We start from the raw sequence: 12041 nt of genomic DNA, 5'->3' as shown, positions 1-12041 counted from the left end.
ACAATGAAAAAATCGAAAAAAATAAACAATATTTATATGCTTACAAGCCTTATTACACTCTTTTGTGTAATAAGCTGTAAGCAAGAACAAAAAGAAATTTCTTTAGAAAATAACACTGTAAGTCTACCTGCCGAAACTAAAATTAATCAAATACAAGTTTTAGGTACGCACAACAGTTATGCTAAACCTGTTGATCCTAGAGTTTTAGATATGACAGATCCTATTATTAGAAAATTAGGAGCTAAATTTTTAAAGGGGTTAACTCCAGAACAACAAAAGCAAATGGATGAGAATCATCCAAATGGTATTAACTTTAAAGAAGGTTTAGCCTACGAGCATCCAGATTTTGATGCACAGTTAGATGCAGGATTAAGAAGTTTAGAAATAGATGTGTATCACGATCCTACAGGAAATCGATTTAACAATCCACCATCTTATCAAATTCTTAAAGAACAAGGCGAAACCAATTTAGCTTCGTTTGATAGTTTAGGTTTAGCAAAACCAGGATTTAAGGTAATGCACTTTCCAGATGTTGATTTTCGTTCGCACTACACTTCTTTTAAAGATGCTTTAACGGCATTAAAAAATTGGTCTAATACCAACCCAACACATACACCTATTTTTATTATGGTAGAAGCAAAAGATAAAGGGATGGCTATTTTTCCAAACCCATCAGAAATCTTACCATATACAGCAGAAGTATATGATGCATTAGATGCAGAGGTTGTAAATATTTTGGGGCGTGATAAATTAATTACTCCAAGCGACGTAAAAGGGGATTATGACACATTAGAAGAAGCTGTTTTAGCCAACAACTGGCCAACGGTTGAAGCTTCACTTGGAAAATTTGTGTTTATGCTTTTACCAGGTTCTGGAGGTGTTTTTGATGAAGATGTGTATGTAGAAAATCATCCAAACTTAGACGGTAGAGTGATGTTTGTTCGCTCTAAAATTGGTCGACCGCATGCAGCTTTTTTACTTTTAGACAATTCCATTGTAAGAAAGTCAGATATACAAGAAGCAGTTAAAAAAGGTTACTTGGTTCGTACACGATCAGACATTGAAACTTACGAAGCAAAAGTAAACGACTACTCTAGAGCAAAAGCTGCTTTTGAAAGTGGAGCTCAAGTAATTTCAACCGACTTTTTTAGACCAGGCAATTCTTACGGAACGAATTATTACGTAAAAATGCCAAACGGAAAACCTGTACAATTAAATCCAATCAACTCAAAAAAATAACATGAAAACTATTCAATCAACATTAGTTGTATTACTAGTATTTATTACAACTTGCAACGCTCAAAAAACAACCATTACTATTGAAAACGGTACAGTTGAAATACCAAAAGATTTAAAAATCAATCAAATACAAGTTTTAGGTACGCACAATAGTTATGCAAAAAAACGAGATTCTGTTATGATGGATTTTGTAGATCCTATACTAACCAATTTATTTCAGAATTTTACCAAAAATATGGATGCTGAAGGACAAAAGCAATGGAAAGAATTTCATCCTAACTTAAAAGAGCTTACATTTAAAGAAATGATTTCTTATAGCTTTCCAGACTTTAAAGCACAGTTAAATGCTGGATTACGTTCTTTAGCTATTGACATTGTTTATGATCCTGTAGGTGGCACCTTTTCTAAACCTGCAGTTTACGAGGCTATGGAAGCGAAAGGAATTACGAACTACCAACCGTTTGACGCTACTGGACTTGAAACACCAGGGTTTAAAGTAATGCATATGGCAGATGTAGATTTTTTATCACATTACAACACTTTTGAAGCGGCTTTAACCGATTTAAAAACATGGTCGGATAAAAACCCAACACACGCTCCTGTTTATATTATGATTGAAGCTAAAGACAAAGGCTTCCCTATTTTTCCAAACTCGGCTAAAGTAACGCCATTTAGCAGTGAAATTTACGATGAGTTAGACCAAACTTTACTAAGTATTTTAGGAAGAGAAAAAATCATTACTCCAGATGATGTACGTGGTGATTATAAAACTCTAAACGAAGCTGTTTTAGCCAAAAACTGGCCAACGGTTGAAGCGTCACAAGGTAAGTTTATCTTTTTATTATTACCTGGAGGAGCAGGATTAACCAGTGAAAGTGCTTATGTAGAAAACCATGAATCTTTAAAAAACAGAATCATGTTTGTAAAAGCCAATGCAGGAGAAGCACATTCTGGATTTTTATTGTTAGATAATTCTATAATAAGGCAAGAAGACATAAAAAGTTATGTAAAACAAGGGTATATGGTGCGTACACGTTCGGATATAGAAACTTATGAAGCCAAAGTAAATGATTACTCAAGAGCAAAAGCTGCTTTTTCTAGTGGCGCTCAAGTTATTTCTACCGATTATTATCAAGAAACTAATAATTACGGCACAACTTACAAGGTAGAAATGCCAAATAAAAAAGCGGTAATGGTAAACCCAATTAATATCGAAAAATAACTAATTTTATAATGATTAAAAAAATCCAAGTTAACTTTTTGTTAGCTTGGATTTTTCATATTTCATATAATCAAAAATTATATTATAAATTAAAGTTTACGTTTTATAGAACCGGTAAAATCTTCTAATTCGTCTTTTACTTTGTTTAATTCTTTTTTTACATCGTTGGTTACGCTGGTATCTAAGCCATGATTTTCTGCACTTTTTGTTATTTCGTGCTTAATATCATTGGTGGCATCTTTAAGTGTGCGCATGCCTTTGCCTAAACCTCGTGCTATTTCTGGCAGCTTATCTGCGCCAAAAACCATTACTACCACAAATAGAATGAGTACTATTTCTGGGCCACTTATAAATAAAAATGTTGTTTGATACATCACGATGCAAATATAGAGAATAAAAAAAACCGACTTTAAAAAAGTCGGTTAAAATTTTTAGTTCTTTGTTTTATTTTTAAATGCATCAAACTCGCTAACGGTTGCTTTTTGCGGCCATGAATTGTTGCTTGTATCAACATCGGCGGTTTCAAGGTTAGGGTCTATTGTTATACTTACAATTTCTTTATTTGATGCTATGGCTTTTGATATTTCATTATCATTTAAACGCCATATTTGTGCCGGATATGTTTCTGTTTTCTTTGTACCATCAGCATAAGTATATTCAACAATTATTGGCATTACTAAACCTCCTGGTTTGTTAAATGTAATGTTGTAAAAAAACTTGGGTTCTTTAATTTGTTTTTGCTCTTGTGGTGTGAAGTTATCCATGATATACTCTTTTAAAGACTTTGAATTTTCTAAAAGTGATTTTGCTTTTAATTCTGGTGTATAATCATCACTATCTTCTTCAACTAAATATACTAAAGGTGGTAAATCTTCAACTCTCATACCTCTTTGGGCTGCTAAATCTCTAACAAATTTATTTGGTTTAGATGATACGTATAGTTTTTTAACATCTTTTATACCTATATCTACCCAGTCTGTGGTGTAAAACCAACCGCGCCAGTACCAATCTAAATCCATTGCAGAGGCATCTTCCATGGTTCTGAAGAAATCTTCGGGTGTTGGGTGTTTAAACATCCAACGTTTAGAATATTCTTTAAAGGCATAATCAAAAAGCTCACGCCCCATAATGGTTTCTCTTAAAATATTTAATGCTGTAGCTGGTTTTCCGTAGGCATTATTACCAAATTGATAGGTGTTTAAACCTTTGGTCATAATTGGTGCTATATAATCTTGATTACCGCTCATGTAAGGTACTATTAGCTTAGCAGGTCCTCTGTCTGATGGGAAATGCGTATGTTCGGCTGATAGAGCTTCAGGATATTTTTCGCCAAAATCTTGCTCTGCTACGTATTGTACAAAGGTATTTAAGCCTTCATCCATCCACGTCCATTGGCGCTCATCACTGTTTACAATCATTGGGAAGAAATTGTGCCCAACTTCATGTATTATAACTCCCATCATGCCGTATTTAACACGGTCACTGTAAACACCATCTTCTCTTGGTCTTCCGTAGTTCCAGCATATCATTGGGTATTCCATACCTTGTCTTTTAGCGTGAACGGAAATGGCTTTATGGTAAGGATAATCAAACGTCATTCTAGAATAAGATTCTAAAGTACTTGCTACGGCTTTGGTTGACCATTCTTCCCATAACGGATTTCCTTCTTTAGGGTATAATGATACAGCCATAACATCTTTACTGCCTATTTTTACGGCCATCATGTCTAAAATAAACTTACGTGATGTTGCAAAACCAAAATCTCGTACATTTTTTGCTCGTAGTTTCCAAGTTTTGGTGTCTTTTGAGAATCCTTTTTCAGCAGCTTCAGCTTCTTCTTCTGTTACAATTACAACAGGTGTTTTATATGATTTTTTTGCAGACTCGTAACGTTTAAGCATGTCTTTAGTGTAAACGTCTTTACGGTTTATAAGCTCACCTGTACCATCTAAAATATGATCTGCAGGTACTGTAATATCTACATCAAAATCTCCAAATGGTAATGCAAACTCATCGCGCCCCCAAAATTGCGAATTTTGCCAACCTTCAACATCATTATAAACAGCCATTCTTGGGTAAAATTGTGCTATTACATAAGCTCTGTTTCCGTCTTTTGCAAAATATTCGTAGCCTGAGCGCCCGCCTTCGTTAACATGATCATTAATATTGTACCACCATTTTATTGAAAATGAAAACTTATCACCAGTTGCCATTGGTTTAGGTAACTCAATACGCATCATGGTTCTGTTAATCATGTAGGTTAAATCTTTACCATTAACATCAGTAACTTCTAGAATATTAAAACCTCGTTCTAAAGATTCTTTCATAAATTTTGAAGCAAACTCATTTGGCCTCATTACAGGCTGTAAACCGCTGGTTTCTATTAAAGGCGATTTAGAGTCTTTGGCTCTTTGGTTTTGATCTAACTGCACCCATAAATATTTTAAAACATCTGGAGAATTGTTAGTATATGTAATGGTTTCATAACCCGATATTTTAGCTTTTTTATCATCTAAAACAATATCCATTTTATAATCTGCTTGCTGCTGATAGTATGCACTACCGGGAGCACCAGAGGCTGCTCTGTACATATTTGGTGTAGAAAACTCATCATACAATTGTTTAAATTTGTTTGTATTTGTATGACCTTTTTTAACCGTTTGCTCGGTTTTTTCTTGTGCAATTGCGGCAGCGGAAATAAAAATTATAGATAGAACGCAGTACTTTAGTTTATTCATTTTCAAATTTTAGATTTTATCAAATATTAGCTTACTGATTATAACAAACCATTAGCTTTTTATTAAAAACTGAACGAAAATAATGATTTTAATGTAGCTTTAACTTAATTTTCATTAAAATTTAACAATGACTTAGCATTTTGCACTGTTTGGATAAAGCTTTTTTGTTTAGAATTTATTTTTGTTTTGATGATATTTTGCTGATCTGGAAACATATCAAACAGAATTTTATTGCTAATCTCAATACTTTCAATGTTTTGAATGCCTTTTATTTCAAGGTAGCATTTCATTACATCTAAATCGTATTTTTTACCTATAAATTGAAACGTTGCTGGCTTACCATTTATGTTAATTTGCAGTTTATCAGTAAGATATTTGGTTATATAACTGTTTGTACTAGGTATTTCAAAAGCTTCATCTAGTGTAATTTTTTCGTTATAACGTTGTTTTAAAACATTTTCAAAATCATCTAAAAAAAGTCTTGAAATTATTTGAACAGATTGTTGTTCTGGTACATACTCAATTTGTGTTACACTAATATAATATTTATGTAAACTTGTAAAAGCAAGTGTTGGCAGAATTAAAAAAAACAGTACTAGTTTTGTATACTTCATGTAATTTTTTTGCTAAAGTAAATGTTATTTCAAAAAGTATTCCAAAAAAAGCTTAATTATCTGTAGTTTGTTTATTGGCTTGGTATTGTTTGTATTTCATTCGTAAAAAGATTAAAATTTTAAAATCTGATTGATTTTTACAATGTTTTAAAAAATTCTCATCTTCTGAACAGAAATAAAAAAAATCGTTAACCTCATCATTTTCTAATGGGTTAGACATTAAAAAATCTTTTGCTAATTTACTTTTTATACTATGCATTAAACGGTCTTTTTCTTCTAACTTAACACGTTGCTTTAGCATTTTTGTTCTGCCTGTAATAGCATTAATTAAAGGTGTAAAACTTACTGAACCACCAATACCTATTGATGGGCTTAAACTAGATGCTTCACTTAAACGGCGTTCACTTTGTGTGGCTATTTTTCCGGTGTAACCGGGTATGCCAACATCATAAAAATTAATTGGGCGGTCTTTTTTTGCGTTTTCAATATCTGACATTAAATTACCTGTAAGCACTTTTCCAACAATTACTTTTTCTAATTGGTTTACTTGCGCATCTAAATTAACAAGGATGGTTTTTGAAATAATGGTGCCTTGTGACACTTTTACATCTTTTACACCATGTAAAATAGATGAAAACTGAAGTGTATCGTTAACCTTAGCCGTAATTGTAAAATTCCCTTTAGCATTTGTAATAGTAAATACTTTTGCGGTTTTGTTAATTACATGAATGTTTTCAACATCGGTTTTACTTATAACGCGCCCCGAAATTTCAACAGTTTGTGATACGGTTTTAATGGTAAAAAAAGTAACTATTATAATAAAATAGTTGTTAATTTTTGGCATTTTGTATGTTTAAAAACTGCTCACTTTTTTCATATAAAAATTGTAAACATTTAATTTCATTACCCTTTTCAAGTAACTCTGCATCTAAATTTTGGGTATCAACATAGGCTATAAACGCATCTACTTTGGTTAAAGGAATATTAAACATTTCGCTTATGTATTGCGGCGAGTATAAATCAACCAATTCAAAAGGTTTTTCTACAGTTATGTATTCTGGTTTTTTATATTTTTTGTTCTTTTTACCAAAAATTAATTGCGATATTTTACCTAAATCAAAACCATTATAAAGTTCGCCTTTACTAATTCTAGATTTTAAATCGTATGCAACAGATTTTTCATCAAAAGGCTTTTCATCATTATATTCATAATCTACATTCATGCTTCCCATATCTAAAATTATGGGTTTTATATAGGCTACATTTTCTACATCTGTATTAATATTTCCTGTTAAACCAGATGATAGTAAAACCGCATCTAGCTTATGTATTTGTTCTACTAAATGAATTTTTAGTTGTCTGGATTTTATAACATCTTTTGTTACAGTTACTGAAAGCGGTTGAAACTGTAATGCCGAAATTTGAATAATATCATTTTCAGCTACATCAAGTGTAAATGTTCCGTTCTCATCTGTAATAGTGCCTTGGTTTGATGACGCATTAAAAATAGTAACACCTTCAACATCATTTGCAAGCGCGTAAATGGTTCCTTTTACTGAAATTCTGTCTACAAACTGCGCTTGTACAGCCGTAATAACAAATAAAAATTGAAATAAAAGCACATGAGTTTTCATAAGGTTGGTTTTAAAATTTAAAGTTCGGTTTTATAATCTTAATTAAAATGAAATAACATTTTAAACTTTTGTTAAAACATCAATTTATATACTTTTACCAACCATTAATTATTTTGTTTATTATGAAAAACATTATTATTGCAAGCACTTCAACAATACATGGCAGTGGTTATTTAGAATATATTCTAGATGAATTAACTCATTTATATAAAGATACTGAAGAAATTTTATTTATACCCTATGCAAGACCAAGTGGTATTACTCATGATGCTTACACCGAAATTGCTAAAAAAGCTTTTTCAAAAATTAATAAACGTGTTGTAGGATTACATAGTTATAAAAACCCTGTTGAAGCAGTACAAAACGCACAAGGTATTTTTGTGGGTGGTGGTAATACTTTTGTATTAACTAACATGCTTTATAAAAACAAACTTACTAATGTTTTAAACCAAGTGGTTACTAATGGCACACCTTATTTAGGCACAAGTGCTGGCAGTAATATTTGCGGACTTACCATACGCACTACAAATGATATGCCTATTGTGTATCCGCCTAGTTTTGATGCTTTAAAGTTGGTGCCTTTTAATATAAATCCGCATTATTTAGATCCTGATACCAAAAGTAAACACATGGGTGAAACCCGAGAAACCAGAATAAAAGAATTTCATAAATTTAACACACAACCTGTTGTTGGTTTAAGAGAAGGGAGTTGGTTACAAGTAAAAAACAATACCATTACTTTAAAAGGGAATTTATCTGCTAGAATATTTGAAGCTAGCAAAACCCCATACGAAGTAAAAACTGGCACTGAGCTTAATGCTTTAAAATAAAAAAGCCCCACAATATATGTGAGGCTTTTTGAGCGGGAGACCGGGTTCGAACCGGCGACATTCAGCTTGGAAGGCTGACGCTCTACCAACTGAGCTACTCCCGCATTAGCGGATGCAAATATAAAACCTATTTTTATTTGTGCAACACTTTTTACAGCTTTTTTAAAAAATGAAAGCCTAAAATTTTAAAATCTTCGTTAAAATAGAATTTATGTGATGCCGCATTTGCCACATAAGTATTCAACTCTACGGCTTCAAAACCTTTTGCTTTTGCGTAACTATAAATCCAATTAAAAAATTGTTTACCTAAGCCTTTTCCTCTGTAACTTTCATCAATAAAAACATGATCGGGCTCTACACTTTTACCAGAGTAATGCCTTGTACAAAACCATAAACCGCTTACCCCTACAATTTTATCATTATCATAAATTACAGCACATTCATAATTTTTATAAGTTACCATTTCATTAAAGCGCAATTTTAAAAGCGCCTTATCAATGTTTTTATTATTTAACTTGTAAACCAATGGTATAATTAAATCTATATCTTTCTTTTCTAATATTTTAAATGTAAAACTCATTACTTTTTGCTTTGTAATTACACTGTAAAAATAAGTGACTTTACTTAAAAAATGTGTCATAATTATAAATTGTAACACTTTTGAACAACATTATTTTGTAAATTAAAACCCTAATTTATAACCAAATGAGAGGAAAGAATTTAAAATTCAGACTATTAATTGGTGTAGCTATTGCACTATTTTTTGTTTTTAAACGCTGCAGCCAACAAGAAGTTAACCCATATACTGGCAGAACGCAAACTATTTCAATGACACCCGATAAAGAAATAGCCATTGGTTTACAAAGCGCTCCGCAAATGGCCCAACAGCATGGTGGTTTACACCCAAACAATCAATACCAAGCATTGATTGACAATGTAGGCAACAAACTAATTAACAACAGTATAGCTAATGAAACACCTTACAAATATGAATTTCATTTACTAAACGACCCTAATACTATTAACGCTTTTGCTTTACCTGGCGGACAAATATTTATAACCTTTGCCCTATTTTCAAAATTGGAAAATGAAGATCAGCTTGCTGGTGTTTTAGGTCATGAAATTGGACATGTATTAGGAAGACATAGTGCAGAACGTATTGCCGAAAGTGAATATTGGCAAGGGCTTGCAACTGCTGGTTCTGTTGGTGCAGATATGGGTGGTGTGGTTAGTGGTATTGGCCAGCAAAAGTTATTGACTAACGGACGTGATGATGAACTTGAAAGTGATGATTTAGGTGTTAAATTTATGATTAAAGCGGGTTACAATCCCGAAGAAATGATTGGTGTAATGCAAATTTTAAAAGCGGCTGCTGGCCCTAATAGAGTGCCTGAATTTCAAAGTACACACCCAGACCCTGACAACCGTATTGAAAAAATAAAAGAAGCCATTAATAAATATAGAAACCTATAGAAAAAGCCTCGCAATGCGAGGCTTTTTCAGACTAACTCAAAATAATTATTTTTAAAAATTATTATAATTATTTTTTTTTCTTTTTCTTTAAAGCATCTTTAATAATAGCAGCTGCTTCATTGGCACCATGTAATTGTGCATATTTAGCGGCTGTGTAACTTTTGTTTGAACATCTTAATTTTAAATTTGCACCTTCAGCAATTAAAAGTTCTAAAATTTCAGTTCTGTTAAATTTAGCAGCATACATAGCTGGTGTCATACCATTTGAGCGCGCATTAACATCGGCACCTCTTTCAATTAATTTTTTTACAGTATCAAAATCGCCTTTGGCAATAGATACACAAAATGAATTTACTTTAAAATAATACTCTGATGCAGCAGTATTACTAGTTGAAGTAGCTGGTAAAGCATTAATTGATACTACAGATACACATAATGCAATTGCGGTTGTAATGATTGTTTTTTTCATGATGAAAGAATTTAAGTTTGATTTATTTGATTAATTGATAATTATGTTACGTTTTTTGATATACTAAAGAGACGACAATATTTTTAAATTGTTACATCAAAAAATTTATATAACACACTTTTAACATTTATTTCACAAACCATTAACGAAAACGTTTTCTCAAAAAAACGACGCAAAACACCTTAAAAAACAAGGTATTTCGGCGGTTTTTATTGCTCATATTTTAGTAAACTTACCTATATTTGCTTAGTACAAAAAATTAAAAAAAATGAACAAAAAAGTCATCTTAATGATACTTGATGGTTGGGGAAACTCTCCAGACCCAAAAGTTTCGGCTATAGACCATGCAAACACACCTTTCATAGATTCACTATACAAAAAATACCCTTTTGCAACCCTTAGAACCGATGGTTTACACGTAGGTTTGCCCGAAGGCCAAATGGGAAATAGTGAAGTTGGCCACATGAATTTAGGTGCAGGTAGAATTGTATACCAAGATTTAGCAAAAATTAATTTAGCTATTGAAAAAGATACTTTAAAAGATGAAAAAGTATTAGTTGATGCATTAAAATATGCTGCCGATAGCAATAAAAATGTTCATTTTTTAGGTCTTTTAAGTAATGGCGGTGTTCATGCACACACTAGCCACCTAAAAGGTTTTATTGATGCTGCCAATAATGCGGGCGTTAATTCATATGTACACGCATTTACTGATGGTAGAGATGTAGATCCAAAATCTGGCAAAGGTTATATTGAAGATTTAGAAAAACACATTGCTGGCACTAATACCAAACTAGCTACTGTTACTGGCCGCTATTACGCCATGGACAGAGATAAACGTTGGGAACGCGTACAACTAGCCTACAATGCCATTGTAAACGGCGAAGGTACAAAAACCACAAATCCTACAGCGGCTGTACAAACTAATTATGATAATGATGTTACTGATGAGTTTATAAAACCACTTATTGTAACTAATGATAACGGAGAACCTATTGCCAAAGTACAAAAAGATGATGTTGTTATTTTTTACAACTTTAGAACCGATAGAGGCCGTGAGTTAACAGAAATGTTAAATCAAAAAGATTTTGCTGAGTACAACACTAAAAAACTAGACTTATACTACGTTACTATTACAAATTACAGCGATGATTTTGAAGGTGTTAAAGTTATATTTAATAAAGATAACATCTCTGAAACTTTAGGTGAAGTTTTAGCAAAAAACGGAAAAAAACAAATTAGAATTGCCGAAACTGAAAAATACCCACACGTTACATTTTTCTTTTCTGGCGGACAAGAAACTCCGTTTGAAGGTGAGTCTAGAATTTTGAAAAATTCGCCCAAAGTTGCTACTTACGATTTAAAACCTGAAATGAGCGCCTACGAGTTGCGCGATGCTTTAGTGCCTGAATTACAAAAAGGTGAAGCAGATTTTGTTTGCTTAAACTTTGCAAACGGTGATATGGTTGGGCATACAGGCGTTATGGAAGCTGCTATTAAAGCTTGTGAAGCTGTTGATGCCTGCGCCAAAGATGTTATTACAACTGGTTTAGAAAACGGTTACACCACCCTTTTAATTGCAGACCACGGTAACTGTGAAACCATGATAAACCCAGATGGTTCACCCCATACAGCACACACCACAAACCCCGTGCCTGTTATTTTAATTGATAACGAATTAAAAAATATTGAAAGTGGTGTTCTTGGTGATGTTGCACCAACAATACTTAAATTAATTGGTGTTGAACAGCCAAAAGCTATGACGCAACACTCTTTAGTATAAAATAAATAGTCTTTAAAAAAAGCCTGCCCAAAGCAGGCT

At 32.5% G+C, this 12041-nt stretch carries 12 protein-coding genes and 1 tRNA gene; 5 read left to right on the top strand and 8 right to left on the bottom strand.

Features of this window, described 5'->3' with window-relative positions:
• The first annotated feature begins 3 nt into the window (after positions 1-3).
• Both ACYX4H_RS09390 and ACYX4H_RS09385 read left to right on the top strand, forming a co-directional pair.
• Entirely contained in the window at positions 4-1239 is a 1236-nt protein-coding gene (locus ACYX4H_RS09390; RefSeq protein WP_476236006.1) for a Ca2+-dependent phosphoinositide-specific phospholipase C, read from the top strand.
• A 1-nt stretch (position 1240) separates the two neighbouring features.
• Positions 1241-2461 carry a Ca2+-dependent phosphoinositide-specific phospholipase C gene (locus tag ACYX4H_RS09385; protein ID WP_476236005.1) on the top strand — a complete coding sequence of 407 codons (1221 nt, stop codon included), beginning with the start codon at positions 1241-1243 and terminating at the stop codon, positions 2459-2461.
• An 89-nt stretch (positions 2462-2550) separates the two neighbouring features.
• Here ACYX4H_RS09385 and ACYX4H_RS09380 read toward each other — a convergent pair whose 3' ends face one another.
• The 5 genes from ACYX4H_RS09380 to ACYX4H_RS09360 form a co-directional block, all read right to left on the bottom strand.
• Positions 2551-2835: a Sec-independent protein translocase subunit TatA/TatB gene (locus ACYX4H_RS09380; protein WP_476238654.1), complete on the bottom strand. Its 285-nt coding sequence runs from the start codon at positions 2833-2835 to the stop codon at positions 2551-2553.
• Positions 2836-2892: 57 nt separating this feature from the next.
• A complete protein-coding gene (locus ACYX4H_RS09375; RefSeq protein WP_476236004.1) occupies positions 2893-5199 on the bottom strand; it encodes a M1 family metallopeptidase in 2307 nt (768 codons plus the stop codon).
• A gap of 104 nt (positions 5200-5303) precedes the next feature.
• The gene (locus ACYX4H_RS09370; protein WP_476236003.1) at positions 5304-5813 is read right to left on the bottom strand and encodes a DUF6702 family protein; all 510 of its coding nucleotides are present in this window, start codon (positions 5811-5813) and stop codon (positions 5304-5306) included.
• 52 nt (positions 5814-5865) lie between these two features.
• On the bottom strand, positions 5866-6657 hold the full coding sequence (locus ACYX4H_RS09365) for a hypothetical protein (RefSeq protein WP_476236002.1): 792 nt from the start codon (positions 6655-6657) through the stop codon (positions 5866-5868).
• Complete coding sequence (locus tag ACYX4H_RS09360) at positions 6644-7447, bottom strand: carboxypeptidase-like regulatory domain-containing protein (RefSeq protein ID WP_476236000.1); 804 nt, start codon at positions 7445-7447, stop codon at positions 6644-6646. The genes ACYX4H_RS09365 and ACYX4H_RS09360 overlap by 14 nt, the downstream gene beginning before the upstream one ends.
• A gap of 122 nt (positions 7448-7569) precedes the next feature.
• Here ACYX4H_RS09360 and pepE point away from each other — a divergent pair, with 122 nt between their 5' ends.
• Positions 7570-8277, top strand: a complete 708-nt coding sequence (pepE, locus tag ACYX4H_RS09355; protein ID WP_476235999.1) for a dipeptidase PepE — start codon at positions 7570-7572, stop codon at positions 8275-8277.
• A 31-nt stretch (positions 8278-8308) separates the two neighbouring features.
• Here the strand turns inward: pepE and ACYX4H_RS09350 are convergent.
• Both ACYX4H_RS09350 and ACYX4H_RS09345 read right to left on the bottom strand, forming a co-directional pair.
• Positions 8309-8381: transfer RNA gene (locus ACYX4H_RS09350), tRNA-Gly, on the bottom strand.
• A 47-nt stretch (positions 8382-8428) separates the two neighbouring features.
• Positions 8429-8917: a GNAT family N-acetyltransferase gene (locus tag ACYX4H_RS09345; RefSeq protein ID WP_476235998.1), complete on the bottom strand. Its 489-nt coding sequence runs from the start codon at positions 8915-8917 to the stop codon at positions 8429-8431.
• Positions 8918-8982: 65 nt separating this feature from the next.
• Between ACYX4H_RS09345 and ACYX4H_RS09340 the strand changes: the two genes are divergently transcribed.
• Positions 8983-9750, top strand: coding sequence for a M48 family metalloprotease (locus tag ACYX4H_RS09340; RefSeq protein WP_476235997.1), 768 nt, complete (start codon positions 8983-8985; stop codon positions 9748-9750).
• A 67-nt stretch (positions 9751-9817) separates the two neighbouring features.
• On the opposite strand, the gene ACYX4H_RS09335 is transcribed toward ACYX4H_RS09340, so the two are convergent.
• Positions 9818-10219 carry an ankyrin repeat domain-containing protein gene (locus ACYX4H_RS09335; RefSeq protein WP_475294306.1) on the bottom strand — a complete coding sequence of 134 codons (402 nt, stop codon included), beginning with the start codon at positions 10217-10219 and terminating at the stop codon, positions 9818-9820.
• A 268-nt stretch (positions 10220-10487) separates the two neighbouring features.
• Here ACYX4H_RS09335 and gpmI point away from each other — a divergent pair, with 268 nt between their 5' ends.
• Positions 10488-12002: a 2,3-bisphosphoglycerate-independent phosphoglycerate mutase gene (gene gpmI, locus ACYX4H_RS09330; RefSeq protein ID WP_476235996.1), complete on the top strand. Its 1515-nt coding sequence runs from the start codon at positions 10488-10490 to the stop codon at positions 12000-12002.
• Positions 12003-12041: the final 39 nt, after the last annotated feature.

This window comes from Seonamhaeicola sp. ABD4_340, from assembly GCF_056312135.1.
The sequence above is the reverse complement of the archived record's forward strand: the minus strand, read 5'-3'. Positions and strand labels throughout refer to the sequence as shown.